Origin of the sequence: Kitasatospora mediocidica KCTC 9733, assembly GCF_000744225.1 — a bacterium.
Taxonomy (GTDB): domain Bacteria; phylum Actinomycetota; class Actinomycetes; order Streptomycetales; family Streptomycetaceae; genus Kitasatospora; species Kitasatospora mediocidica.
This window is the reverse complement of the sequence record NZ_JQLN01000005.1, coordinates 2,363,699-2,387,195: the sequence shown is the minus strand read 5'-3', so window position 1 is coordinate 2,387,195 and position 23,497 is coordinate 2,363,699. Positions and strand designations below refer to the sequence as shown.

Sequence of the window (23,497 nt, the reverse complement as noted above, 5' to 3'; positions counted from 1 at the left end):
CGAGTCCGAGCACCCGTCGCACGACCCGCTCAGCTGGCCGAGTTGCCGATGCCCGCGCCACCGGACCGCGTCCGAGGAGCAGGACACCGGCTGACCTGTCAGTCGTCAGCCGGCGATGAACTCCAGGAGGTCGTCGTTGAGTTCGTCCGCGTGCGTCAGGAAGAGGCCGTGGCCGGCGGTCGGGTACTCGGTGTAGATCCGGCCCGGGATCAGCTCGGCCGTGCGCCGCGCGGTCAGGTCGATGTTCGCGGAGAAGTCCGCGACGCCGTGGATGATCAGCACGGGGATGGTGATCTTGCGCAGCCCGTCCCGGAAGTCGGTGCGGACGAGCGACTCCATCAACTTGACGGTCGCCCACGGCGACGCCGACATCGTCTGCTGGATCGTCGCCTCGATGGCCGCCGGAGAGATCGCGTTGCCCAACTGGGTGGCGAAGAAGGCCTGGGACTGGCGGGTGAACCAGTTCGCCCGGTCCCGGCGCAGGTCGTCCACGCCGGCGATCAGGATCTCCTCCGGGACGCCGCCCGGGTTGTCGTCCGTCCGCATCAGGAACGGCAGCGTCGCCGAGACGAACGCGACCTTGGCCACCCGGTCCTCGCCGTGCCGCGCGAGGTAGTGGGCCGCCTCGGCGCCGCCCATCGAGTGGCCGACCAGCACCGCGTCCCGCAGGTCCAGGTGCTCGAACAGGGCGGCCAGGTCATCGGCGGTGGTGTCCAGGTCGTAGCCGGTCGACGGACGCTCCGAGCGGCCGTGGCCGCGGCGGTCCAGCGCGATGCAGCGGTAGCCGCGCTCCGCGATGTACGGGATCTGGCGCTCCCACATGTCCGCGTTGAGCGTCCAGCTCGCGTTGAAGACGACGGGCCGGCCCGTCCCGTAGTCCTCGTAGGCGAGCCGGGTTCCGTCGGTGGTCTCGAAGTACGGCATCAGGATCTCCTGCAACTCGTCACCGCGGCCGGGGTGTTCCGTCCGCTGCACGGAGTCTGTCGGAGCCCGCGGAAAGCCGAATCAGTCATCCGTCAGTACGACCGCCGGTAGCCGGCTCGTACACCAGACAGAACGGGTGCCCGGCCGGGTCCGTGTAGACACGGAACGTGTCCTCCCGCTGGAGCGGGGCCGCGCCGAGGGCGACCACCTCCCGCTCGGCCGCGTCCAGGTCGGGGACGGCGATGTCGAGGTGGAACTGCTGCGGGTGGGCGGGATCGGGCCACTGCGGCGGGTGGAAGTCGGCAACCCGCTGGAAGGCGAGCAGTTGGCCGTCCGGCGTGTGCAGGGTGGACCAGTCCTCGTCGACCGACGGGTCCGGCCGGTCCACCTCGCCACCGAGCACGGCGGCGTAGAAGCGGGCCAGCGCGGCCGGGTAGTGGCAGTCCAGGACGACGGACTGCAGGGTACCGATCATCGCGATCTCCTCCGGGCTCGGATACCGGAATCATCGCGCAGAAGCCCCCGCGCGGTCGGGATTGACCGTCCACGCGGGGGCTTCGGGGAGGAGCGGCTCAGCCGATCCGCAGGCCGCGCAGGATCAGGTCGAGCAGGGCGAAGGCGAAGAGCGACATGCCGACGAACCCGTTGGTCGTGAAGAAGGCCCGGTTGAGCCGCGACAGGTCGCCCGGCTTGACGATCGAGTGCTCGTACAGGAACGCGGCGACCACCACGACCAGCCCGACGAAGAAGGCCGGCCCGGCGTGGGTGAGCACGCCGTACCAGGCCAGCAGCCCGGTGGTGACGACGTGGCAGCCGCGCGCGCCGTACAGCGCGGCGGGGACCCCGAAGCGGGCCGGCACCGAGCGGACGCCCTCGGCCCGGTCGGCGGCGACGTCCTGGCAGCCGAAGATCAGGTCGAAGCCGCCGATCCAGATGCCGACCGCGAGGCCGAGCACCACCGCGTCCCAGGACCACGAGCCGGTGACCGCCAGCCAGGCGCCGACCGGGCCCATCGCCTGGGCCAGGCCCAGGATCGCGTGCGGGAAGTCGGTGAACCGCTTGCCGTACGGGTAGACCACCATCGGCACCACCGCGACCGGCGCCAGCGCCAGGCAGAGCGGGTTGAGCAGCGCCGCCGCGCCCAGGAAGACCAGCAGCGCGATCGCCGAGCCGGTGTAGGCGGTGCGCAGCGAGACCGCGCCGGTGACCAGCTCACGGCCGGCCGTGCGCGGGTTGCGGGCGTCGATCTCGCGGTCGATGATCCGGTTCGCCGCCATCGCGAAGGTCCGCAGGCTCACCATCGCGACGGTGACGATCAGCAGCTGGCCCCAGTGCACCCGCTTGTCGGCCAGGAACATCGCGGTCAGCGTGGCGATGTAGGCGAACGGGAGGGCGAAGACGGAGTGCTCGATCAGGACCAGGCGCAGGAAGGCCTTCGCCTTGTTCGGCGGGGCTTCGAAGGCCTCGGCGGTGGCGCTCATGCGGCCACCTCGCTGCGCTCGGCAGGCGCTTCGCGCAACACGCACCTATCCACGGCTCGCTCGCTCACAGTCCGTATTCCTTCCAGCGCTCGGTGACCAGCGCCGCGGTGGCGGGGTCGGAGGTGACCATCTCGGGCCAGCCGCCGTCGCGGGTGTAGCCCTCCTCGGGGAGCTTGCGGGTCGCGTCGATGCCCGCCTTGCCGCCCCAGAACTGCTGGTAGGAGGCGTGGTCCAGGTGGTCCACCGGGCCCTCGACCACGGACAGGTCGCGGCTGTAGTCGGTGTTGCCCAGCGCCCGCCAGGCCACCTCCTGGTAGTCGTGCACGTCGCAGTCGGCGTCCACCACGATGATCAGCTTGGTCAGCGACATCATGTGGGCGCCCCAGATGGCGTGCATCACCTTCTGCGCGTGCTTGGGGTACTTCTTGTCGATCGAGACGATCACGCAGTTGTGGAAGCCGCCGGCCTCGGGCAGGTCGTAGTCGACGATGTCCGGGATGATGATCTTCAGCAACGGCAGGAAGAACCGCTCGGTGAACTTGCCCAGCGGGCCGTCCTCGGTCGGCGGCCGGCCGACCACGATGGACTGCAGGATCGGGCGGCGGCGCATCGTCACGCAGTCGATGGTGAGCGCCGGGAACGGCTCCTGCGGCGTGTAGAAGCCGGTGTGGTCGCCGAACGGGCCCTCGGGGAGCATCTCGCCGGGCTCCAGCCAGCCCTCCAGGACCACCTCGGCGTCCGCCGGGACCTGGAGCGGGACGGTCTTGCAGTCGACCATCTTGACCCGCTCACCGGCCACGAAGCCCGCGAACAGGTACTCGTCGATGTCGCCCGGCAGCGGCGCGGTGGCCGCGTACGTCACGACCGGCGGGCAGCCGAAGGCGATCGCGACCGGCAGGCGCTCGCCGCGCTTGGCGGCCACCGCGTAGTGGTTGCGGCTGTCCTTGTGGATCTGCCAGTGCATGCCGATGGTCCGCTTGTCGTGCCGCTGGAGGCGGTAGAGGCCGAGGTTGCGGATACCGGTGTCGGGGTCCTTGGTGTGGGTCAGGCCCAGGTTGAAGAAGGACCCGCCGTCCTGCGGCCAGGTGAAGAGCGCGGGCAGCGCGTCGAGGTCGACGTCGTCACCGGTCAGCACGACCTCCTGCACCGGCGCCTCGGTCGGCTTCACCTTGCGCGGCGGCACGTGCGCCATCGAGGCGAGCTTGCCGAAGGCGTCCCGGAAGCCGGTGAAGCCGTGCGGCAGCTCGGGCTTCAGCAGGCCGGCGATCTTCTCCGCGATCTCCTCCGGTCCCTTGAGGCCGAGCGACTTGGCGAGCCTGCGCTCGGTGCCGAAGACGTTCATCGCCAGCGGCATCGAGGAGCCCTTGACGTTCTCGAAGAGCAACGCCGGGCCCTTGGCCTTCTGGACGCGATCGACGATCTCCCCGATCTCCAGATGGGGGTCGACCTCAGCCTTGATGCGCTTGAGGTCACCGTCTCGTTCGAGAGCCCGCAGAAACGAGCGGAGATCGTCGTATGCCATGCAGGCAAGTATCGGGTACGCGCTAGCCTGGGCTGGTCAAGAGGGTCCCCGCTGCCGTTCCGGTGGCGCCTCGACCCGCCAGTCGCTGGGGGAAACAAGCGCCGTGCTGAGACTGCTGCCGTACGTCATCGTGCTGGGCCTGTGGGCCTGGGCGTTCATCGACTGCCTGACCACACCTGAGCAGGAGGTCCGCCACCTGCCGAAGGTGGTGTGGGTGATCATCATCCTGCTGTTCGGCGAGGTGCTGATCGGTCCGATCGCCTGGCTGGCGGCCGGTCGGCAGCGCGGCGCGGGTGCGCGGGCCGGCGGACGGCTCTCCTGGTCGACCGGCGAGGCCCCGGGCGACGACGACCGGCCGACCCCGCCCCCGACCGGGCACAGCCGTGGCGGCCGCCCGCTGGCCCCCGACGACGACCCCGAGTTCCTGGCCTCGCTGGGCCGGGAGAACAAGCGGCACGAGGCCATGCTCGCGCAGTGGGAGGCCGATCTGCGCCGCCGCGAGCAGGACCTGCGGGGCTCTGACCAGCCGGAGGACGAGCACCCCGAGGACGGCGCGGGCCGACCCAAGGCCTGAAGCACCCGCGTGATCAGCGGCTTCGGTGAGGCCCGACAAATTTTTTGGCGCATCCCTACGAGCCCGAACGAGAAACCTGGCATCGCGTACGGTTTCCGGCGACGCGCCGCGGCGCTCCCGCCGAACCCCCCGCGGGCCTGCGCCGAGCACCGCCGATCACCCGCCGCACCGCCGCTGAGCTGCGCAATCACCGCATCACCGGATCACCCGGTCACACCGGAACCCCGCCGCCGGCGTGACCTTCGCCATACCCCCCGGCTCGCCCCTGCCAACCCCTGCCCACAGGCGCTTCTGTACGGCTCCGACATGTAATCAGCCTTGACCTTGTACGGAACCAACGCCGAAACGGAGTGGTCACCCCTCGTACTGTCATAGGTGAAGATGCGAATCGCAGCCGGGGGAGACAAAGCCGACACCGACTGCTCGGACACTCGCCTCATACCTTGGAGTTCGAGATGACGGTGCTGCACGGGGCCCCCGCCGACGCTGACGGGCCGGCCGATACTCGTGGCCGGGTGGCGGAGTTGCACGAGCTGCGTGAGCAGGTGCGGCGCGGCCCGAGCGACAAGGCCACCGAGGCGCAGCACGCCAAGGGCAAGTTGACGGCGCGTGAGCGGATCGACCTGCTGTTGGACGCGGGGTCGTTCCATGAGGTGGAGCCGTTGCGTCGGCACCGTGCGTCGGGTTTCGGGCTGGAGGGGAAGAAGCCGCATACCGATGGTGTGATCGTGGGTTGGGGCACGGTGAACGGCCGGACGGTGTTCACCTACGCGCATGATTTCCGGATCTTCGGTGGGGCGCTGGGTGAGGCGCATGCGCAGAAGATCCACAAGATCATGGACATGGCGATCGCGGCGGGTGCGCCGCTGGTGTCGCTGAACGACGGTGCCGGGGCCCGGATCCAGGAGGGCGTCACGGCGCTGGCCGGTTACGGCGGTATCTTCCAGCGCAACACCCGAGCGTCGGGGGTGATCCCGCAGATCTCGGTGATGCTGGGCCCGTGCGCGGGCGGCGCGGCCTACAGTCCGGCGTTGACGGACTTCGTGTTCATGGTCCGTGAGACGTCGCAGATGTTCATCACCGGTCCGGACGTGGTGCAGGCCGTCACCGGGGAGAAGATCAGCCAGAACGGTCTGGGCGGCGCGGACGTGCACTCGGCGGTGTCGGGGGTGTCGCACTTCGCGTACGACGACGAGCAGTCGTGCATCGAGGAGGTGCGGTTCCTGCTGTCGATGCTGCCGCAGAACAACCGTGAGATGCCGCCGGCCACGCCCGCCGAGGACCCGGTGGAGCGGCGCTGCGAGGCGCTGCTGGACCTGGTGCCCGCCGACGGCAACCGGCCCTACGACATGCGCAAGGTGTTGGAGGAGATCGTCGACCACGGCGAGTACCTGGAGGTCCACGAGCGCTGGGCCACCAACGTCATCGTCGCGCTGGCCCGCATCGACGGCCACGTGGTGGGGCTGATCGCCAACCAGCCGCAGTCCCTGGCGGGCGTCCTGGACATCAATGCGTCGGAAAAGGCCGCCCGCTTCGTGCAGATGTGCGACGCCTTCAACATCCCGCTGGTCACCCTGCTGGACGTGCCCGGCTTCCTGCCCGGCGTCGACCAGGAGCACGAGGGCATCATCCGCCACGGCGCCAAGCTCCTCTACGCCTACTGCAACGCCACCGTCCCGCGGATCCAGCTGATCCTGCGCAAGGCCTACGGCGGCGCGTACATCGTGATGGACTCGCGCTCGATCGGCGCGGACCTGTCCTACGCGTGGCCGACCAACGAGATCGCCGTGATGGGTGCCGAGGGCGCCGCCAACGTGATCTTCCGCCGCGACATCAACGCCGCCGAGGACCCCGAGGCGATGCGCGCCCAGAAGATCAAGGAATACAAGAACGAACTCATGCACCCGTACTACGCGGCCGAACGCGGCCTCGTCGACGACGTCATCGACCCCGCCGAGACCCGCACCGTCCTGGCCGCCGCCCTCGCCATGCTCCGCACCAAGCACGCCGACCTGCCCTCCCGCAAGCACGGCAACCCGCCCATGTAGCACCACGCGAGCGCCACACCGCAGGACCGACCCGCCGAGCGAAAGGATCAGCATGAACATCACCATCACCCGCGGCACCCTCACCGACGAGGAACTCGCCGCGCTGACCGTCGTCCTGCTGGCCCGCGCGGCCGCACAGCAGACCGCGGCGGCCGCCGCCGTCCCGCTGGAGCCGATCGCCCGGTGGCAGCGCCTGGAGCGCCGTCCGGCGTACTACTCGCCCGTCAGCTGGCAGCAGGCCGCGTAGCGCGAGGCCGCACGGCACTGCACGGTACGGCACGAACGACGAAGCCCGGCCCTGTTGGGGGCCGGGCTTCGGTGTCTGCGCGGGTCGGTGCCGGACGGTTCGGCGGCTACGCGGCGACCAGGCCGACCGGCCGGCCCGCGTGCATCACCCGGAGGTTCCCGGCGAGCAGCTCGGGGTCCTGCGACAGCCAGAGCCGCAGCGCCGCCCCGAGCATCGCCGACCCCGACCCCAGCCGCACGCCGGTGGCCAGCGCCACCTGGGACGCGGCCGGCACCAGCAGGTCGGCCAGCGGGGCCGGCAGCCAGACCGTCAGCGCGCAGGGCGCCGGCTCCGCGAGCGCGGCGAGCAGCCCGTACGCCCGCGCGGTGCCCTGCAGCGTCGGCAGCACGTCGAGCAGTCCGTCGGCCACCACCTCGGAGAGGTCGCTCCGGTGACCCTGCGCCAGCTGCCGCAGCAGTGAGCGCTCTCCGACGGTGATGCGGACCGTCAGCATGACCTCTTCGCTGTCCATGGCGCGGCCTCCCCGCAGTCTCCGGTACACGGCATCAGTGGTCAGTGCCGGTACGTACTACCTTGTCACAGCCGATTCGTCGGTCCATCCGGAGACATCCCCACCATCGGCACGCTGACACCTGTTCAGCCAGGTGTTCACGATCGGAAACGGTGCAGGTGCCCGAGGGCGCCTGCACCGTTCCCGATGGCGGGGCGGGACGGCTATCCGACGCCGGCGTACGAGTGCTTGCCGGTGACGAAGATGTTGACGCCGTAGTAGTTGAAGACGAAGCAGGCGAAGGCCAGGCAGGCCAGGTACGCTGCCTTGCGGCCCTTCCAGCCGGCCGTGGCGCGCGCGTGCAGGTAGCAGGCGTAGGCGACCCAGGTGATGAACGACCAGGTCTCCTTCGGGTCCCACTCCCAGTACTTGCCCCAGGCGGACTCGGCCCAGATCGCGCCCGCGATGATGGTGAACGTCCACAGCGGGAAGACCATCGCGTTGATCCGGTAGGAGAGCTTGTCCAGCGTCGCGGCGGCGGGCAGCCGGTCCCAGACGGAGGCGGCGGTGTTGAACGGGCCGGTGGTCTTGCCGGCCGCGATCCGCTTGTCGTAGGTGTCCTTGCCCAGGTAGAGGGCAGTGACCACGAAGGCCGCGTGCAGGGCGCCACCGGAGATGATCGCGGTGGTCACGTGGATGCCCAGCCAGTACGAGTGCAGGGCGGGCACCAGCTGCTCGGAGTCGGTGTAGAGCACCGTGGTGGCCAGGCCCAGCGTCAGCACGGCGGTCAGCACCACCGGCAGCCCGAGCCAGCGGACCGGCTTCTTCGCCAGCAGCAGCATCAGGAACGCGGCCACCGTGGAGACGGCGAACGCGCAGGAGAACTCGTACATGTTCCCCCACGGCCAGCGCATCACCGACAGGCCGCGGGTGAACACGCCGCCCGCGTTGATCAGGAAGCCCAGGACGGTCAGCGAGACGGCCATCCGGCCCGCCATGTCGCCCTTCTCGCTGGTGCCGGCCGCACCCGGGCCGTCCAGCACGTCGCCGTCGCCGCGGCCGCTGGTGACCACCGTGGCGCCTTCGCCGGCCAGCGCGGTGCGGGTCAGCGTGGTGGTCCCGCCACCGGGCGAGGCCACCGTGACGGTCACCGACTTGGCGGCCTTGGCCACCTTCGCCTGCTGGGGCAGGGTGGCGGCGGCGGCCGTCTCGGCCAGCGTGGCCTGCTCGGCGGAACGTACCGCCACCGCGCCCTTGCTGCCGAAGGTCCACTCGAACATGTAGGCGAACATGGCCAGCAGGTACACAGCCATGGCCGAGTAGATGAGCTTGTTGGAGAGCTCAGCCAGATGGGGATTGACCCCGGAGGCGAGAATCACCGTCTACTCCTTGGATTCCGAGTCGGCAGGGCGGGCGGGGGCAGATGTCGCGGGAACTGATGAGGCGTCGGGCGTGTCGGACGTCTCGGACGTGTCGGGTGTCTCAGCGGGGAGGGGCTCGGCGGGCTCTTCCAGGGCCGGCGCGTCGTCCTGGAGGTCCACGGCCAGTTCGGCCAGCTCCTCGGCGATCCGCGCGGACTCGCTGCGGGCCAGGCCCGCCAGCTCCACCAGCGTCCGGCCGTCCGGGCCGACCACGGCGCGGACCCAGATCCGGCGGCGCTGCACGAAGAGCGAGCCGATCAGGCCGAGCACGGCGAGCACCGCACCCGTCAGGGCGACGGAGTTGCCCGGGCGGTGCGAGACGCTGAAGGTCGCCCACTGCTTGTAGGAGTCGAACGAGATGGTGCCGTAGTTGTTCGGCAGCTGCCAGACCTGGCCCGGCGTCATCTTGGCCTTGGCCGGCCCGCCGTCCTGCTGCAGCTGGGTCAGGTGGGTGAGGTCCAGCTGGTAGACGTTCTGCGGCAGACCGGAGTCGGTGCCGAGGTCGCCCGCGTAGGCGGTCAGCACCAGCAGCGGGGACGCGTCACCCGGGAAGAGCGAGATCGGGCCGGTGGTCGGGCCGAAGTTGGCCGGCGCGGTCGGCAGGAAGAAGCCCTGGAAACCGAGCTGGACCTTCTTGCCGTCCTTGTCCCCGTAGTCGCCGACCTTGACCACACCGGTCGAGGTGAGGTTGCTGTCCTGCGGCAGGAAGGGGACGGTGTCGTGGTAGACCACCTTGCCGGTCGCGTCCCGGACCGTGATCACCGGGGCGTAGCCGTGGCCGATCAGGAAGACCTTGCTGCCGCCGATGTCCAGCGGGTGGTTGACCTGGATGTCACCGGCCTTCAGCTTGCTGCTGTCGTCGCCCTCCCAGTAGCGGATGTGCGCGACGAACTCGCGCGCATTGCCCATCTGGTCGCCGGTGGTCTGGTAGCTGGCGGTGAAGTTGTCGAGCTTGAAGCCGAACGGGTCGAGATCCTCGGGCCCGTAGAACGCCGAGCCGGTGAAGTCGTCGAGCTGGGTCATCGTGTTGGCGAAGCCGTCGCCCTCGACCACCAGCTTGCCGCCCTGGCCGCTGGCCAGGCTGGCCCAGGCGAACCCGGCCAGCAGGGCGAACAGCGAGAGGTGGAAGAGCAGGTTGCCGACCTCGCGCAGGTAGCCCTTCTCGGCGGCGACCGCGCCCTTCGTCCCGGTGCTCAGGTGCGCGCGGAACCGGCGCTTGCGCAGCAGCCGGTGTGCGGCGGCGTTGACGGTCTCGGGGTCGGCGTCGGTGTGCCAGGCGGCGTAGACCGGCATCCGGGTCAGGTTGTGCGGCGCGGCCGGCGGATCGGCCCGGATCACGCCGACGAACTGCCAGGTGCGCGGGATGATGCAGCCGGCCAGCGAGATGAAGAGCAGGATGTAGATCGCCGAGAACCAGACCGAGCTGTAGACGTCGAACAGCTGGAGCTTCTCGTAGACCGGCGCGATCGACTGGTGAGCCGCCTTCCAGGTCTGCACCTTGAAGGCGTTCTGGCTGTTCTGCGGGATCAGCGAACCGGGGATGGCCGCGAGCGACAGCAGGAAGAGCAAAATCAGCGCGACCCGCATCGAGGTCAGCTGACGCCACATCCAGCGCGTCCAGCCGATGACTCCTATGCCGGTAGGAGCGTCCGCCTCGACCGGGGCGCTGCTCATCCGCTCGGCGGACTCCTCGTCCGCCGGGGGCTTGAGGTCGGTGTCACTCACGGTCAGATTCCGATCGAGGAGTCGTTGGGTGCCAGGTACTGGAGCTGGTTGATCAGCTCGTTCCAGGCACCGGTCACGAGGAGCAGGCCGACCACGACGAGCATGCCGCCACCCAGGCGCATGACCCACTGGTAGTGGCGCTTGACCCAGCCGAACGCGCCCAGGGCACGCCGGAAGGTCAGCGCGGCCACGATGAACGGTACGCCCAGACCGAAGCAGTACACCGCCGTCAGAAAGGCGCCGCGCCCCGCGCTGGCCTGACTGGCCGACAGGCTCAGCACCGAGGTCAGGGTCGGGCCGATGCACGGGGCCCAGCCCAGGCCGAAGACGATGCCGAGCAGCGGGGCTCCGACCAGCCCGACCACCGGACGGCGGTGCGAGCGCAGTTCGCGCATCCCGAACCCGGGCAGCAGGCCCATGAAGGCCAGGCCCATCAGGATGGTCAGCACGCCCATCACCCGGTCGATGGCGGTCTGGTGCTCCCGCAGGGTCAGGCCGAACTCGCCGAACAGGGCGCCGAAGGAGACGAAGACGGCGGCGAAGCCGAGGATGAAGAGCATCGAGCCGGCCAGCATCCGGCCGCGCCGGGCGCCCTGGGCGTCGGCCAGGTCGGCCGCGGAGAAGCCGGTGACGTAGGAGAGGTAGCCGGGGACCAGCGGCAGCACGCACGGGGAGAAGAACGAGACCAGGCCGGCTGCCACCGCGATCGGCGTCGCGAGCAGCAGCGGCCCGTTCATGACGGTGCCGTTGGTCTCCCCCAGGGCGACCAGGACGCCGGCACTCACGACGTCGGCTCCGCCAGGATCGGCGTGAGCATCGACTCCAGGTCCTCGGCGGGCAGCGCCTTCATCGCGCGGGCGGCGAGCCGGCCCTCGCGGTCGATCACGATCGTGGTCGGGATGGACTGCGGGTTCAGGCTGCCCTTGGGGAACTTGAGGATCTGGGTGCCGTCCGGGTCGAACAGGCTCGGGTAGCTGATCCCGTTGACGTCCTCGAACTGCTTGGCGTTGGTGATGCTGGTGTCCCGGGTGTTGATCCCGAGGAACTGCACCCCCTGGCCCTTGTACTTCTCGTAGACCTGCTCCAGGCCCTTGGCCTCGGCCCGGCAGGGCGAGCACCAGGAGCCCCAGATGTTCAGGACGACGATCTTGCCGCGGTAGTCGGAGAGGGCGGCGTTGGAGCCCTCCAGCGTCTTGCCGGAGATGGCGGGCGCGGGCTGCCGGCCGGCGATCGGCGCGGTGTCGATACCGCCGTTGCCGATCACGAATCCGGCCTGCGCGTCACCGCCGCCCGAGCCTGACGAAGAGCACCCGGCGAGCGTGAGCGCAACGGCCGAGGCAATCAGGGCCGCAGCGAGGCGGAGGCGGGAGGGGGTCCGCCCGACCGAAGGCTGGGGGAGCGACGTACCAGACATGTGAAAAGTTTCGCATGGGACTTTGGGAGGCTTTAGGGGGGTCCGACCTTGCGGGTCGGACCCACCCTGAGCTGCGGGTGTAAAGACCGGATCAGGTCCTGACAGGCTGGTCGGACGGTCAGGCGCCGAAGCTCTTGCCCACCGGCACGTCCCCCTTGGAGCCCTTGCCGGTCAGGTGCGCCGGCAGCAGGTCGCGGGCCGGCTCGCGGTAGCCGACCGAGACCAGCTTGTCGCCCTCGTAGGTGAAGCTGGTCAGCGAGGCCAGCGAGCACTGCCGCTTGCGCGGGTCGTGCCAGAGCCGGCGGCGCTCGGCGAACGAGCGGGCCGTCCAGATCGGCAGCTGGTGGCTGACGCAGACCGCCTCGTGCCCGCGGGCGGCGTCCCGGGCGGCGGCCAGCGCGCCCATCATCCGCACGGCCTGCTCGACGTACGGCTCGCCCCAGGACGGCCGGAACGGGTTGACCAGGTGCGGCCAGTAGCGCGGGTTGCGCAGCGAGCCGTCGCCGACCCCGAAGGTCTTGCCCTGGAAGACGTTCTCGGCCTCGATCAGCCCGTCGTCGGTGGCGACGGTCAGCCCGTGCGACGCGCCGATCGGCGCGGCGGTCTCCTGGGCGCGCTCCAGCGGGGAGGCGACCACGTGGGTGATGTCGTGGTCGGCCAGGTGCTCGGCCACCCGGTCGGCCATCTGCCGTCCGAGCTCGGAGAGGTGGTAGTCAGGCAGCCGGCCGTAGAGCACGCCCTCGGGGTTGTGCACCTCGCCGTGCCGCATGAGGTGCACCACGGTGATCTCTTTGGCGCTCATCTGGTTCGCGTCCTCAGTTCTGGGTGGGCTGGGCCTGGGCCGCCGCGCGGGCCGCGGCGGGGAGGGCGGCGGCGATCTTCTCGATCGCCCGCTCGTCATGGGCCGCCGAGACGAACCAGGACTCGAAGGCGGACGGCGGCAGGTAGACGCCGTCCGCGAGCAGGCTGTGGAAGAACCCGGTGTAGCGGAAGGCCTGCTGACGCTTCGCCGAGTCGTAGTCCGTCACCTGCTCGTCGGTGAAGAAGACCGAGAACATGTTGCCCGCCTTCTGCAGGCGGTGCGTCACACCCTCCTTCGTCAGCGCGTCGCCGACCAGGCCGGAGACCGTGTCGGCGACCCGGTCGACGGTGGCGTACGTCTCGTCGGTGCAGCCGCGCAGCTGGGCCAGGCCCGCCGCGGTGGCGATCGGGTTCCCGGAGAGCGTGCCCGCCTGGTAGACCGGGCCGGCCGGCGCCAGGTAGGCCATCACGTCCGCGCGACCGCCGAAGGCCGCCGCCGGGAAGCCGCCGCCCATCACCTTGCCGAAGGTGAGCAGGTCGGGGGCCCAGCCCTCGTGGGCGGCCTCCAGGCCGTACCAGCCGGCCTTGGAGACGCGGAAGCCGGTCATCACCTCGTCGGAGATGAAGAGCGCGCCGTTCTCGCGGCAGAGCCGGGACAGGCCCGCGTTGAAACCGGCGGCCGGCGGGACGACGCCCATGTTCCCGGGCGAGGCCTCGGTGATCACACAGGCGATCTCCCCGGCGTGGCGCGCGAAGGCCTGCTCGACGGCGGCGAGGTCGTTGTACGGCAGCACGATGGTGTCGCCGGCCTGAGCGCCCGTCACACCGGGCGTGTCGGGCAGGCCGAAGGTCGCCACGCCGGAACCGGCCGCGGCCAGCAGCGCGTCCACGTGACCGTGGTAGCAGCCGGCGAACTTGACGATCTTCGCCCGGCCGGTGAAGCCGCGGGCCAGCCGGATGGCCGACATGGTGGCCTCGGTGCCGGAGGAGACCAGCCGGACCTGCTCCACCGGAGCCACCCGGGAGACGATCTCCTCGGCCAGCTCGACCTCGCCCTGGCCGGGCGTGCCGAAGGAGGTGCCGCGCGTCACAGCCTGCTGGACGGCGTCGATCACGGCGGGGTGCGCGTGGCCGAGGATCATCGGTCCCCAGGAGCAGACCAGGTCGACGTACTCACGGCCGTCGGCGTCGGTCAGGTAGGGGCCGGTGCCGGACACCATGAAGCGCGGGGTGCCGCCCACCGCGCGGAAGGCGCGCACCGGGGAGTTCACCCCGCCGGGGGTCACGATCGAGGCGCGGTCGAAGAGCAGCTGGGACTGAGGTGCTTCATACGGGTAGCTCACGAGACCACATCCTCTCAAACGGGTCCGGTCTCAAATCGTGTCCTTTACCTCTGCATGTCGGAGCCGATCATCTGGAACGATGATCCGTGTGCGGCCGCTGTCCCGTCGTCCCGCACACTGGGGAGAGCACGGTCGACGTGCAAGGGCCTCCGGAGGGACACCGGTGGCCCGAAGGTCTGTCGGTTCCGGCGAATTCCGGTGAGGATGGTCCGAGAGTGTCCGAGGCGCACGACGGCTTCGAGGAGGCCACGGCGGCGGATATGGATCCCGGCCCACGGGCAGGCGGGTCCAGAGGAAGGGGAAGGCGGGGTGAAGGACGGGTGGGGGTGACCTACAAGTACTTCGGCGCACCCGACCGCGCCACCGCCGCGAGAGTCCCCACAGCGCTGGGCCCCGGCGGCCTGGGGCTGGACGCCGGCGAGCTCGGCTCGCTCGGCCGCCTGGGCGACCTGATGGAGACCAGCGGCTCACCGAACGGCCACCTCTCCACCAAGATCAAACCTGAGACCATGAGCGCGATGGTGCTCACCGGCATCCAGGGCGTCCCGCTGCACCAGGTACCGCCGCTGGAACTGGTCGTCCTGCACCCCGACTACGCCGTCGTGCAGCTCCCGCACACCGTCGTCGAGCCCCTGCGCAAGGCGGACGAGACCGAGCTCGGCGCCGCCGCGTTCATCTGGTCCACCGTCCCCGACCGCCGCGGGCCGCGCGACGCGTTCGTCATCTACTCGATGCTGCACGAGTGGCAGGACTTCGCGAACCGGCTGCACGACGCGGGGCACCAGCTGTACTGCCTGGTCTGGCCCTGAGCCGGGAGGCCGAAGGATTCTGAGGGGGGGATCAGGCGATGAGCAGGCGCAGGCCGAGTTCGGCTGCGTCGAGGGCGACGAGCTCGGGGTTGCGGTCGGCCCAGCGGCCGGAGGCGAGGTCGGCGCGGAGGTTGGTCACGGCGCGCTGTTCGGCTTCGGGGCCGACGCGGGTCCAGACCGACACCGCGCGGCGGACGTGTTCTTCGAGGTAGGCCTCGGGGCGGCGCCAGTAGGCCTCGAAGAAGCCGTCGGCGCAGTCCCAGGGGATGAGGACGGGCTCCAGGCGGGCGCCGATGGCGGCGGCCAGCCGGTCGACCGAGGGGCGGCCGGCGACCATGGCGGCCACCTCGGGGAGGTAGTCGCGGCTGAGCCAGAAGCGGTTGCGCCAGCCGACGTCGCTGGCGTCGTGCGTGAACACCACCACGCGCCGGGCCACCCGTCGCATCTCGCGCAGGCCGGCGATCGGGTCCTGCCAGTGGTGGATGGTGCTGAAGGCCATTGCGGCGTCGAAGGACTGGTCCGCGAACGGGAGGCGCTCGCCGCTCGCGTCCACGCACGGCGCGGCGCCCGCGGGGCGCAGGGCCCGCATGACGGCCGACGGTTCCACTGCGGTCACCTCACGGCCGGGGGGCTCGTAGGAGCCGGTGCCGGCGCCGACGTTGAGTACCGTCCGGGCGTCGCCCAGGGCGGCCCAGACCTGTTCGGCGATCCGCGGCTCGGTGCGCCGGGTCGCCGGGTAGGCGGAGCCGATGACCTCGTACAACTCTGCTCCGAACACCTTGAGTTGTTCCTCCGGCGTCGTCCTGATCCCCATCGCCCGTCTCTCCAGTTCGTGGTCTATGGCGGTCACCGTGGCGGCGGCGCGATCGCGCTGTTCCAACAGCAGGCCGCGCAGCCGGTGCAGGTGTGCCACCGCGTCGGTGTTCGGGTCGTCCACCAGATCCGCGATCTCGCGCAGTCCGAAGCCAAGCCGCCGGTAGGCCAGGACCTCCCGCAGTCGCTCCACCTCGCCCGCCGCATAGGCCCGGTAGCCGGCTGCGGTGCGCGCGGAGGGCTGGACGAGGCCGATCTCGTCGTAGTGGTGCAGCGTGCGCACGCTCACTGCGGCGAGCTCGGCCACGCGTCCCACGGTCAGGTGTTCTTCCACGCCCCCGAGAATGCGGCATCACGCCGCGTGAGGGTCAAGCGCTACGGCGCTTCGAAGTCGACCGTGATGTAGACGGAGGCGAGCAGTTCGTCCTCGGCGGCGTGGGCGTTCACCAGGACGACGTACCTGCCCGGGCGCGTGTCGTTGAGCAGGGAGCGCAGTGGGGGGAAGGCGAGGGTGAGCGGGCCCGGCGGGATGTGGTGCTGCCAGGGTGAGACCGTTCCGTTCGCCTGGAGCTCCTTCAGGAGGTCGAAACTGTGGGCGACCAGTTTGACCCGGCCGAGCCTGACGGTGACGTCGAGGTAGGCGCCGTCCTCCAACGGGCGCTGCAGGTCGGCGTTGATGACGATCTGGGTGTGCCGGGGGTCGGCGGGCGGGTCGGGGCGCAGCTCCACCGATCGGACCACCATGGGGTCGTCCGGTCCGCCTGCGTCGCTCCAGTTCCACGTAGCCACGTCGTCAGTTTTGCTCTGTGGAGCCCGGCATAGCAACTGCGGTGCGGGAAGTCGGGGATGCCGACTTCCCGCACCGCAGAAGCTGTCAGCCGTGCAGGTAGACGATGCCGAGCTTGGTGAGTCCCCAGAGCTGGGTGGATGCGCCGGTGTCGGGGGCGAGTTGGATGACCGGGTTGCCCTGGCCGTCGACGGAGGTGCTGACGGTGGCGACCTTGGTGGTGTCGGCCGAGTCGGCGAGCTTGTACTGGCCGCCGCCTGCCGGCTCGATCACCCAGTGCTGGTTGGCGCCGCCGTTGCAGCTCCACTGTTCCAGGACGGTTCCGGGGGCGGTGGAGGCGCCGGTGGCGTCCAGGCACATGTTCCGGTTGCCGCTGAAGTCCATCTCGTAGCTGCCGCCGGGCTTGGCCTCCAGGACGAAGGACTGGTTGAGCCCGCCGGTGGCCGGGTAGCTGATCGCGGTGCGGCCGTTGGTGCTGTCACCGTAGGTGCCGCCGCCCGAGAGGTCGAGTGCCTTGCCGTTGGCGGCGCTGGTGAGTTGGTACCAGGCGCCGTCCTCGGGGGCGTCGTTGAACGGCTGACCGGCTGTCAGCGGCATCAGCGACGTGCCGTCGGACTGGTTGAGCGTGCAGTACGCCTCCTGCTGCGCGGCACCGGTGTAGAACGCGCCCAGGCAGGCGCCCTCGCCCTGGTAGCCCGCGACCCGCAGGTGGTAGGACTGCCGGATCTCGTTCTCGCAGAGCGAGAGGATGCCGACCGAGAAGTCGCAGCCGTTGCGGGTGTTCTCGGAGAGGTCGATGACGTCGCCGTTGGTGTACTCGTACGGCGAGGTGGTCCACTCCGCGCAGACCTCGTGGCCGTAGCTGACCCGGCGCTCGTCCAGGAACCGGACGCCCGGGACCTGTTCGGCCGCCTGGCGCAGCGCGTCGTCGAAGGTCGGGACCACCCAGTTGTGGCCCCAGGCGAGGTCCTCGGGGTAGGCCGGGCAGCCCTGCGCGATCTTGCTCCCGTAGTCGTTGGCGCGGATGTCGGGGGTGATCGGGGTGAAGTACGACTGGTAGACCAGCTGGTAGGAGCCGTCGGCGTAGCCGGCGTTGCGCATGGTCTGGCGGACGTCGGTGATCGCCGCGGTGACCTTCGGGATGACGGCCGCGGCCCGCTGGGTGATGGCCGCGCTGCCGATGGTGTCCCGGCAGCCCTGCGACTTGGGAATCGGGAAGTACTGCCCGAGGCAGCTCTCCATGATCCCGCTGAAGTCGAAGTTGTCGTTGGCGCCGATCGTGACGACGACCATCTTGACGTTGTACTTGGCCGCGGTCTGGGCGAGTTGGACGTCCTGCTTGGGCTCGCCGTAGTCGCCGCTGCCGCCACCGGTGATCTTCGCCAGCGTCGGGTCGCTGGTCAGGTCACCGGTCTGCGCGCCGGAACAGGCCAGGTCGACGGGCGTGACCCCGGTCAGGCCGGTGTCGAAGATCTCGGACTGCGGGTGCCGGTGGCAGTAGTTGGACGGGCCGTCGGTGCCGGCGAAGTAGCCGTCGCTGGTGTCGGTTCCGGCGCCCTCGCCGGAGATCGCACTGTCGCCCATCGAGACGATCGCGCTGGGCAGGTCGGCTCGGGTGGTGCTGCTGGAGCCGGCGGCGGCCTGGGCCGACGGGGCGCCGGTGGCCAACCCGAGGGCGGCGACCAGGGCGGCGACGGCGAGCAGGGCGGTGGGGGGACCTGAGATGCGTTTCCTGATCACGTAGGACTCCTGGGGTGGGGGCGGAGTTTCACTGTGAGCGGGTTCACATCGTAGGTACTGACAAGTAACACAACAAGACAGATGACAAGGAAAGTTGAGGAGTCCTCAGGTTCTGTGATGCGGTGGGCGCACGACAGAACCGCCGTCCACCGCCTCAGGAGGAGAGGCGGTGGACGGCGGCCCGATGGGGCGGATCAGCCCTGGTTGACGCAGGTGTTGCCGAACGCCGGGTTCAGCAGGCCGATCACGTCGACACTGTTGCCGCACAGGTTGACCGGGATGTGGATCGGAACCTGGAGCTGGTTGCCGGAGAGCACACCCGGCGATCCGACAGCGGCGCCCTCGGCACCGGAGCTGGCGAGGGCGGTCCCGGCACCAGCGGCCACGATGCCGACCACGGCGGCGCCGACAACGGCAGCCTTCTTGACGCTCATTTGAGTCTCCTTGTTACTGAGCACGATGCGTGCATGATCGTCAACGACGCCCGCGGCACGGAGGTTGCGCCCAGGCCTCGACCATCACCCGTTTGTACGTATCCCGCTGCGCCCGCGATCCCAGCGCACCGCCACCCGTTTCCCGTCGCGCCCGCCGTCGTTCTCCCTTCCGGAAGCTGTTCCACACGCACGCACGCGGCCGGGTGCACCGGGCGTACAGAAAAGGGTCCGACCCGCAATCGGCGTCGAGACCGAAGTTCGGGCATCCGCCGCCTGAGTGACAATCGGCGGCTGCCCGAAACCTTTCGGGCAGGTTTCCGGTTTCGCCCGGTGCCCGGGAAATACCGTCCCTGGAAATCAACGGAGGATTAACTCTCATGCGCAAGTTCTCGAAGTCCCTCGTCCTCTCCGTCGCCGCGGCCGGCCTGATCCTCGGCGGCGCGGGTGCGGCCGCCGCCAGCTCGGGCGCCGAGGGCGTCGCGGCCGGCTCCCCCGGCGTGCTCTCCGGCAACCTGATCCAGGTCCCGGTGCACGTCCCGGTCAACGTGTGCGGCAACAGCATCGGCGTCATCAGCATCCTCAACCCGGCGTTCGGCAACACCTGCGTCAACAACGGCTGACAGCGACCCGTTCGCCCTCGCGGCAACCGCCGCGCGCCCGGTTCGCCCCGCGCGCGCGGCGTCCCCTCTCGTGATGATCCACAAGGAGATCCCCATGCAGAAGACCAAGAAGCTCGCGATCCTGTCGACCGCGGCGGTCGGCCTGATCCTCGGCGGCGCGGGTGCGGCCGCCGCCAGCGCGGGTGCGGAGGGCGTCGCCGCCAACTCCCCCGGCGTGCTCTCCGGCAACAACGCCCAGGTCCCGATCCACATCCCGGTGAACCTCTGCGGCAACTCGGTGGACGTGGTCGGCCTGCTCAACCCGGCCTTCGGCAACACCTGCGTCAACGCCGAGGCGATGCACCACGACGACGACTGCTGATCGGCGGACGTCTCGCGAGCACTGCCCCTCGGACTCCCGCGTCCGGGGGGCAGTTCCGTTTCCGGTGAAAGCCCCGGTGAAAGCTCGGGTGAGCGCTCCGGTGAAAGCTCCGACGAACTGCCGACGAAGTGTCCGACGAAAGGATCCCGCGTTGACCGCCAAGACCACCGCGAGCGGCCTGCTCGCCGCGCTGGGGGCCGTACTGCTGCTCGGCCAGGCCGGGCCGGCGGCGGCTGCCGCCGCGACCCCGGCGCCCACCGGCTCCCTCCAGCCGATCCAGGCCGGGCCGGCCCTGGGCGCGCTCCCGTACGTGATCGCCCCGGCGAAGGACCTGCGGCTCGACCCGTTCGCGCAGTCGGGCGCCGACCCGCTGAGCAACGCCGTCGCCGTCAAGCCCGACAACCCCGGCATGGCCCCGCTCAGCAGCACCGGGCTCACCGGCGGGCTGAGCCACGGCGGCGGGGCCAAGGACATCCCCGGCGCCGGCCTGCTGCTCTCGGCCCTGCCGGGCTGAGCTCCCCCCGTGCGTACGGCGAGGCCCGGTGCGAGCAGACGCACCGGGCCTCGCCGTACGGACGGGACTGGACGGGACGGTCAGCCCTCGGACTCGGCCGCCGTCGCGTCGGTGGCCATCAGCAGGTCGTGCGCCGCGTCGGTGAGCGAGAGCCGCTTGTCCGCGCTGCCCAGCGAGGCCTTGGCGCCGGGGACGGCGGAGACCGCGGCCGGGATGAACCGCGGGTCCAGGTCACCGGCCGAGAGCGTGCCGTCGTGCAGCGAACCGTCCGGGCCCTCGGCGAAGGCGAGCGGGTGACCCAGGCCCACGGCCGGGCCGACCGCCTTGAGCGGCGCGGCGGGCGCGTCCAGCGACAGGTCGCCGGGGCGCACGCCGTCGGCGACGGCCGGCAGCGGCAGCGCGGTGTTCAGGCTGGGGCCGACCTTGCTGAAGTTCAGGGCGGGCACCACCCGGTCCGGCACCATCTGGTGGCGGTCCTGCTCGGCCGGCACCGGCGGCAGCACCGGGGAGGCCGGCACCGCGCCCGTGATGTCACCGCCGAGCGGGAGCAGGGGGGCCTTCTCGCTCACCGTCTCCAACGGCACCCGGAAAGGCACCGACTTGGTGGCGAGACCGTTCTCGAGGGACGCCACCTGGCTCGGGGAGAGCGGTCCCGCCGCGGCGGCCACACCCTGACCCGCGACCGCCGAGGCGCCGACGGCGAGCAGCAGCAGCGCACCGGTCCGCTTGGAGAAGTTCATCGTGTTCCCAGCCGATCTTTTGAGAGCTTCCGGACAGTGCCTCGCTGACGAATACAGCCGAGGCCAATCTGCCTCAACGATCCGGAGCCCCCGGAGTGGGCGGACCGTAGCCCGAACGGAGTATTAGTCCGATCGACACGCCGACGGCTGCGCGACTCGGCAAAGTTTCTCCACGAGCCTCGCGTAACTTTCCGGCCCGCCATTCTTTGATATCGATGTCACCGCACGACAACGGCCGGATCGGACAGTCGACCAGCCGGCAGCCCGAGTATCTGTCGGACGTGATCGCATTCCTGAATACGCCGTTCAGTCCACGGTGGCCACAGACCAGAACTATTCCGCAACGCCCGACGCAGCGGCAGCGCACGAAGTAATCCCGAGAGGAATCATCATGATCAAGAAGACCCTCGCCTCCGTCGGCCTGGTGGCCGCGGCTCTGGCCGCCGGCGCCTCCCCCGCCATGGCGATCGGCAACGCGGACGGTTCCGCGGCGTCCATCCAGGGCAACGGTGGCACCAACACCACCGGCACCTGGGGCGACCACAGCCCGAACTTCCACTTCCTGGACAACCCGAACATCTGCCTCCCGGAGATCCACCACGTCCAGGTCGGCCTGATCCCGGTCCAGGCGGACATCCCGGTCGGCGACCAGCAGCTGCACCAGACCTGCAACGTCGGCCAGGCCACGCAGTCCAACGGTGACGGCATCGCCTCGCACCTGATCGGCTGATCAGCCCCAGCCTCCGGGCCCGGACGGCCGCTCCCCCAGTGCCCGTCCGGGCCCCGGTACCCGCAGCACCACCGCAGCCAGCGGTGCCCGGCACCACCCGCCCGTCCTCACCGCGCTACCTCGAAAGAGAGCTCCCCATGCTGAAGAAGGTTTTCGCCGTCGCCGGCCTGGCCGCTGCCGCCGTCGCCATGTCCGCCGCCCCCTCCCTCGCCATCGGTGACGCGGACGGCTCCGCCGCCTCCGTCCAGGGCGCGGGTGGCACCAACACCACCGGCACCTGGGGCGACCACAGCCCCAACTTCCACACCCTGGACAACCCGAACATCTGCCTGCCCGAGGTTCACCACGTCCAGGTCGGCCTCATCCCGGTCCAGGTCGACGTGCCGGTCCTGAACCAGCAGCTGCACCAGACCTGCAACGTCGGCCAGGCCACGCAGTCCAACGGTGACGGCGCGCTGTCGCACCTGATCGGCTGATCCAGCTCCCACGAGCTGCGCACCACCTGACCCTCCAGAGCGGTACCTGACTCAACGGAGCAGTACAGCGGGGCCGGGGAGACCTCTCCCCGGCCCCGTTTTTGGGAAAGCGGCGTCCACTCCCGGACGCCCTGTCAGATGAGAGGACCGAACCTCATGAAGATGCTCGGCAAGGCCGCCGCCGTCGCGGCCGGCGCACTGATGATCGCCGGGATCGCCGCCCCGGCCTACGCCCACGTCACGGCCGGTGGCGGCGGTGGCGGCGTGGTCTCCGCGCACCCGGTGTTCGTGGCCGGCGGGGGCGCGGGCTGGGCCGGCACCCACCACGTGCACACCGCCGGTGAGCACAGCCTGTGGGCGACCGACACCGCGACCGGCGGCGAGGGCGCGGGCGAGGTCCAGATCGACGGCTGGCACCACCACAGCTGAGTTCTGTGGCGAAGGGGGTGTCGGCGTGGTTCGCCGGCACCCCCTCCGTCATGCCACCGGTGTCAGTGCAGCTGCCGGGCGACCTCGACCGCCCAGTAGGTGAGGATCTGCTCGGCCCCGGCGCGGCGCAGCGAGGTCAGCGTCTCCATGATCATCCGCTCGCGGTCGATCCAGCCCTTGGCGGCGGCGGCCTCCACCATCGCGTACTCGCCGGAGACCTGGTAGGTGACCACCGGCACCGGTGAGGCGTCGGCGACCTGACGCAGGATGTCCAGGTAGGCCATGGCCGGCTTGACCATCACCAGGTCGGCGCCCTCGGCGATGTCGAGCTCCAGCTCGCGCAGCGACTCGCGGGTGTTGGCCGGGTCCTGCTGGTAGCTCTTGCGGTCGCCCTTGAGCGAGGAGCCGACCGCCTCGCGGAACGGGCCGTAGAACGCCGAGGCGTACTTGGCGGTGTAGGCGAGGATGCCGGTCTCCTGGTGGCCCGCCGCATCCAGCGCCCGCCGGATCACGCCGATCTGACCGTCCATCATGCCGGACGGACCCACCAGGTGGACACCCGCGTCGGCCTGCACCACGGCCATCTCGGCGTAGCGCGCGAGGGTGGCGTCGTTGTCCACGCTGCCGTCCGCGGCCAGCACACCACAGTGGCCGTGGTCGGTGTACTCGTCCAGGCACAGGTCCGACATCACCACGAGCGCGTCGCCGACCTCGGAGACAACGTCGCGGATCGCCTGCTGCAGGATGCCGTCCGGGTTGGTGCCCTCGCTGCCGATCGCGTCCTGCACCGCCGGCACGCCGAAGAGCATCAGCCCGCCGAGTCCGGCCTCGGCCGCCTCGACCGCCGCCTTGCGCAGCGTGTCGCGGGTGTGCTGGACGACACCCGGCATCGAGTCGATCGGCTTCGGCTCGGTGATGCCCTCACGGACGAACAGCGGCAGGATCAACTCGGCCGGGTGCAGCCGGGTCTGCGCCACCAGCCGGCGCATCGCGGGACTGTTGCGCAGCCGGCGGGGCCGGACGGACGGGTAAGCGGACAACTCTTCCTCCAGAG

27 protein-coding genes are annotated in these 23,497 nt (G+C 70.4%); 10 read left to right on the top strand and 17 right to left on the bottom strand.

All coding sequences use genetic code 11. The features are described from left to right. Positions 1 to 105 precede the first annotated feature (105 nt). From BS80_RS24695 to BS80_RS24680, 4 genes are all read right to left on the bottom strand, one after another. Complete coding sequence (locus BS80_RS24695) at positions 106 to 975, bottom strand: alpha/beta fold hydrolase (protein WP_232246591.1); 870 nt, start codon at positions 973 to 975, stop codon at positions 106 to 108. A 34-nt stretch (positions 976 to 1,009) separates the two neighbouring features. Next, the gene (locus BS80_RS24690; RefSeq protein ID WP_035800732.1) at positions 1,010 to 1,399 is read right to left on the bottom strand and encodes a VOC family protein; all 390 of its coding nucleotides are present in this window, start codon (positions 1,397 to 1,399) and stop codon (positions 1,010 to 1,012) included. Positions 1,400 to 1,496: 97 nt separating this feature from the next. Then, the gene (gene mqnP, locus BS80_RS24685; RefSeq protein ID WP_035800731.1) at positions 1,497 to 2,405 is read right to left on the bottom strand and encodes a menaquinone biosynthesis prenyltransferase MqnP; all 909 of its coding nucleotides are present in this window, start codon (positions 2,403 to 2,405) and stop codon (positions 1,497 to 1,499) included. Between the two features lie 64 nt (positions 2,406 to 2,469). Beyond that, positions 2,470 to 3,927 (bottom strand): menaquinone biosynthesis decarboxylase, encoded by a 1,458-nt coding sequence (locus BS80_RS24680; RefSeq protein WP_035800730.1) that lies wholly within the window; start codon positions 3,925 to 3,927, stop codon positions 2,470 to 2,472. Positions 3,928 to 4,030: 103 nt separating this feature from the next. Here BS80_RS24680 and BS80_RS24675 point away from each other — a divergent pair, with 103 nt between their 5' ends. The 3 genes from BS80_RS24675 (at position 4,031) to BS80_RS24665 (ending at position 6,796) form a co-directional block, all read left to right on the top strand. Then, positions 4,031 to 4,501 carry a PLD nuclease N-terminal domain-containing protein gene (locus tag BS80_RS24675; RefSeq protein WP_035800727.1) on the top strand — a complete coding sequence of 157 codons (471 nt, stop codon included), beginning with the start codon at positions 4,031 to 4,033 and terminating at the stop codon, positions 4,499 to 4,501. Between the two features lie 455 nt (positions 4,502 to 4,956). Continuing rightward, entirely contained in the window at positions 4,957 to 6,549 is a 1,593-nt protein-coding gene (locus tag BS80_RS24670) for an acyl-CoA carboxylase subunit beta (RefSeq protein ID WP_035800725.1), read from the top strand. A gap of 52 nt (positions 6,550 to 6,601) precedes the next feature. After that, positions 6,602 to 6,796: an acyl-CoA carboxylase subunit epsilon gene (locus BS80_RS24665; protein WP_035800721.1), complete on the top strand. Its 195-nt coding sequence runs from the start codon at positions 6,602 to 6,604 to the stop codon at positions 6,794 to 6,796. 106 nt (positions 6,797 to 6,902) lie between these two features. On the opposite strand, the gene BS80_RS24660 is transcribed toward BS80_RS24665, so the two are convergent. From BS80_RS24660 to hemL, 7 genes are all read right to left on the bottom strand, one after another. After that, positions 6,903 to 7,307, bottom strand: a complete 405-nt coding sequence (locus BS80_RS24660; RefSeq protein WP_035800720.1) for a hypothetical protein — start codon at positions 7,305 to 7,307, stop codon at positions 6,903 to 6,905. A gap of 203 nt (positions 7,308 to 7,510) precedes the next feature. Next, on the bottom strand, positions 7,511 to 8,665 hold the full coding sequence (gene ccsB, locus BS80_RS24655) for a c-type cytochrome biogenesis protein CcsB (protein WP_035800719.1): 1,155 nt from the start codon (positions 8,663 to 8,665) through the stop codon (positions 7,511 to 7,513). Between the two features lie 3 nt (positions 8,666 to 8,668). Beyond that, positions 8,669 to 10,432, bottom strand: a complete 1,764-nt coding sequence (gene resB / locus BS80_RS24650) for a cytochrome c biogenesis protein ResB (protein ID WP_035800717.1) — start codon at positions 10,430 to 10,432, stop codon at positions 8,669 to 8,671. Between the two features lie 2 nt (positions 10,433 to 10,434). Continuing rightward, positions 10,435 to 11,169 (bottom strand): cytochrome c biogenesis CcdA family protein, encoded by a 735-nt coding sequence (locus BS80_RS24645; RefSeq protein ID WP_157536612.1) that lies wholly within the window; start codon positions 11,167 to 11,169, stop codon positions 10,435 to 10,437. Positions 11,170 to 11,213: 44 nt separating this feature from the next. Then, positions 11,214 to 11,696: a TlpA family protein disulfide reductase gene (locus BS80_RS24640; protein ID WP_332262190.1), complete on the bottom strand. Its 483-nt coding sequence runs from the start codon at positions 11,694 to 11,696 to the stop codon at positions 11,214 to 11,216. A gap of 268 nt (positions 11,697 to 11,964) precedes the next feature. Continuing rightward, on the bottom strand, positions 11,965 to 12,648 hold the full coding sequence (locus BS80_RS24635) for a histidine phosphatase family protein (protein ID WP_035800714.1): 684 nt from the start codon (positions 12,646 to 12,648) through the stop codon (positions 11,965 to 11,967). A gap of 13 nt (positions 12,649 to 12,661) precedes the next feature. Next, complete coding sequence (gene hemL / locus BS80_RS24630) at positions 12,662 to 13,990, bottom strand: glutamate-1-semialdehyde 2,1-aminomutase (protein ID WP_035800712.1); 1,329 nt, start codon at positions 13,988 to 13,990, stop codon at positions 12,662 to 12,664. Positions 13,991 to 14,316: 326 nt separating this feature from the next. Between hemL and BS80_RS24625 the strand changes: the two genes are divergently transcribed. After that, on the top strand, positions 14,317 to 14,799 hold the full coding sequence (locus BS80_RS24625; RefSeq protein WP_083975168.1) for a hypothetical protein: 483 nt from the start codon (positions 14,317 to 14,319) through the stop codon (positions 14,797 to 14,799). 31 nt (positions 14,800 to 14,830) lie between these two features. Here BS80_RS24625 and BS80_RS24620 read toward each other — a convergent pair whose 3' ends face one another. The 4 genes from BS80_RS24620 to BS80_RS24605 all read right to left on the bottom strand — a co-directional run bounded on the left by BS80_RS24620 (position 14,831) and on the right by BS80_RS24605 (position 18,573). Beyond that, positions 14,831 to 15,946 carry a MerR family transcriptional regulator gene (locus BS80_RS24620; RefSeq protein ID WP_083975166.1) on the bottom strand — a complete coding sequence of 372 codons (1,116 nt, stop codon included), beginning with the start codon at positions 15,944 to 15,946 and terminating at the stop codon, positions 14,831 to 14,833. Between the two features lie 41 nt (positions 15,947 to 15,987). Next, positions 15,988 to 16,401, bottom strand: coding sequence for an ML domain-containing protein (locus BS80_RS24615; protein WP_157536553.1), 414 nt, complete (start codon positions 16,399 to 16,401; stop codon positions 15,988 to 15,990). An 85-nt stretch (positions 16,402 to 16,486) separates the two neighbouring features. Beyond that, positions 16,487 to 18,139 carry an RICIN domain-containing protein gene (locus BS80_RS24610; RefSeq protein WP_232246590.1) on the bottom strand — a complete coding sequence of 551 codons (1,653 nt, stop codon included), beginning with the start codon at positions 18,137 to 18,139 and terminating at the stop codon, positions 16,487 to 16,489. Between the two features lie 194 nt (positions 18,140 to 18,333). After that, positions 18,334 to 18,573: a chaplin gene (locus BS80_RS24605; RefSeq protein WP_035800701.1), complete on the bottom strand. Its 240-nt coding sequence runs from the start codon at positions 18,571 to 18,573 to the stop codon at positions 18,334 to 18,336. 377 nt (positions 18,574 to 18,950) lie between these two features. Between BS80_RS24605 and BS80_RS24600 the strand changes: the two genes are divergently transcribed. The 3 genes from BS80_RS24600 to BS80_RS24590 all read left to right on the top strand — a co-directional run bounded on the left by BS80_RS24600 (position 18,951) and on the right by BS80_RS24590 (position 20,068). Beyond that, positions 18,951 to 19,193 carry a chaplin gene (locus BS80_RS24600; protein ID WP_035800699.1) on the top strand — a complete coding sequence of 81 codons (243 nt, stop codon included), beginning with the start codon at positions 18,951 to 18,953 and terminating at the stop codon, positions 19,191 to 19,193. Positions 19,194 to 19,287: 94 nt separating this feature from the next. Continuing rightward, positions 19,288 to 19,554 (top strand): chaplin, encoded by a 267-nt coding sequence (locus BS80_RS24595; protein ID WP_035800697.1) that lies wholly within the window; start codon positions 19,288 to 19,290, stop codon positions 19,552 to 19,554. Positions 19,555 to 19,705: 151 nt separating this feature from the next. Next, positions 19,706 to 20,068, top strand: coding sequence for a hypothetical protein (locus tag BS80_RS24590; RefSeq protein ID WP_035800694.1), 363 nt, complete (start codon positions 19,706 to 19,708; stop codon positions 20,066 to 20,068). 80 nt (positions 20,069 to 20,148) lie between these two features. On the opposite strand, the gene BS80_RS24585 is transcribed toward BS80_RS24590, so the two are convergent. Beyond that, positions 20,149 to 20,808 (bottom strand): hypothetical protein, encoded by a 660-nt coding sequence (locus BS80_RS24585; protein WP_035800692.1) that lies wholly within the window; start codon positions 20,806 to 20,808, stop codon positions 20,149 to 20,151. Between the two features lie 391 nt (positions 20,809 to 21,199). Between BS80_RS24585 and BS80_RS24580 the strand changes: the two genes are divergently transcribed. From BS80_RS24580 to BS80_RS24570, 3 genes are all read left to right on the top strand, one after another. Beyond that, complete coding sequence (locus tag BS80_RS24580) at positions 21,200 to 21,538, top strand: hypothetical protein (protein ID WP_051967003.1); 339 nt, start codon at positions 21,200 to 21,202, stop codon at positions 21,536 to 21,538. 137 nt (positions 21,539 to 21,675) lie between these two features. Continuing rightward, positions 21,676 to 22,014: a hypothetical protein gene (locus BS80_RS24575; RefSeq protein ID WP_051967002.1), complete on the top strand. Its 339-nt coding sequence runs from the start codon at positions 21,676 to 21,678 to the stop codon at positions 22,012 to 22,014. 138 nt (positions 22,015 to 22,152) lie between these two features. Beyond that, on the top strand, positions 22,153 to 22,443 hold the full coding sequence (locus tag BS80_RS24570; RefSeq protein WP_157536552.1) for a hypothetical protein: 291 nt from the start codon (positions 22,153 to 22,155) through the stop codon (positions 22,441 to 22,443). 62 nt (positions 22,444 to 22,505) lie between these two features. Here the strand turns inward: BS80_RS24570 and hemB are convergent, their stop codons facing one another. Continuing rightward, complete coding sequence (gene hemB, locus BS80_RS24565) at positions 22,506 to 23,483, bottom strand: porphobilinogen synthase (protein ID WP_051967001.1); 978 nt, start codon at positions 23,481 to 23,483, stop codon at positions 22,506 to 22,508. Positions 23,484 to 23,497 lie beyond the last annotated feature (14 nt).

Coding starts and splice junctions, on each gene's coding strand:
- BS80_RS24690 (WP_035800732.1), bottom strand. CDS start 1,399: ATGATCGGTACCCTGCAGTCCGTCGTCCTGGACTGCCACTACCCGGCC.
- mqnP (WP_035800731.1), bottom strand. CDS start 2,405: ATGAGCGCCACCGCCGAGGCCTTCGAAGCCCCGCCGAACAAGGCGAAG.
- BS80_RS24680 (WP_035800730.1), bottom strand. CDS start 3,927: ATGGCATACGACGATCTCCGCTCGTTTCTGCGGGCTCTCGAACGAGAC.
- BS80_RS24670 (WP_035800725.1), top strand. CDS start 4,957: ATGACGGTGCTGCACGGGGCCCCCGCCGACGCTGACGGGCCGGCCGAT.
- BS80_RS24665 (WP_035800721.1), top strand. CDS start 6,602: ATGAACATCACCATCACCCGCGGCACCCTCACCGACGAGGAACTCGCC.
- BS80_RS24660 (WP_035800720.1), bottom strand. CDS start 7,307: ATGGACAGCGAAGAGGTCATGCTGACGGTCCGCATCACCGTCGGAGAG.
- BS80_RS24645 (WP_157536612.1), bottom strand. CDS start 11,169: ATGAACGGGCCGCTGCTGCTCGCGACGCCGATCGCGGTGGCAGCCGGC.
- BS80_RS24635 (WP_035800714.1), bottom strand. CDS start 12,648: ATGAGCGCCAAAGAGATCACCGTGGTGCACCTCATGCGGCACGGCGAG.
- BS80_RS24605 (WP_035800701.1), bottom strand. CDS start 18,573: ATGAGCGTCAAGAAGGCTGCCGTTGTCGGCGCCGCCGTGGTCGGCATC.
- BS80_RS24600 (WP_035800699.1), top strand. CDS start 18,951: ATGCGCAAGTTCTCGAAGTCCCTCGTCCTCTCCGTCGCCGCGGCCGGC.
- BS80_RS24595 (WP_035800697.1), top strand. CDS start 19,288: ATGCAGAAGACCAAGAAGCTCGCGATCCTGTCGACCGCGGCGGTCGGC.
- BS80_RS24585 (WP_035800692.1), bottom strand. CDS start 20,808: ATGAACTTCTCCAAGCGGACCGGTGCGCTGCTGCTGCTCGCCGTCGGC.
- BS80_RS24580 (WP_051967003.1), top strand. CDS start 21,200: ATGATCAAGAAGACCCTCGCCTCCGTCGGCCTGGTGGCCGCGGCTCTG.
- BS80_RS24575 (WP_051967002.1), top strand. CDS start 21,676: ATGCTGAAGAAGGTTTTCGCCGTCGCCGGCCTGGCCGCTGCCGCCGTC.
- BS80_RS24570 (WP_157536552.1), top strand. CDS start 22,153: ATGAGAGGACCGAACCTCATGAAGATGCTCGGCAAGGCCGCCGCCGTC.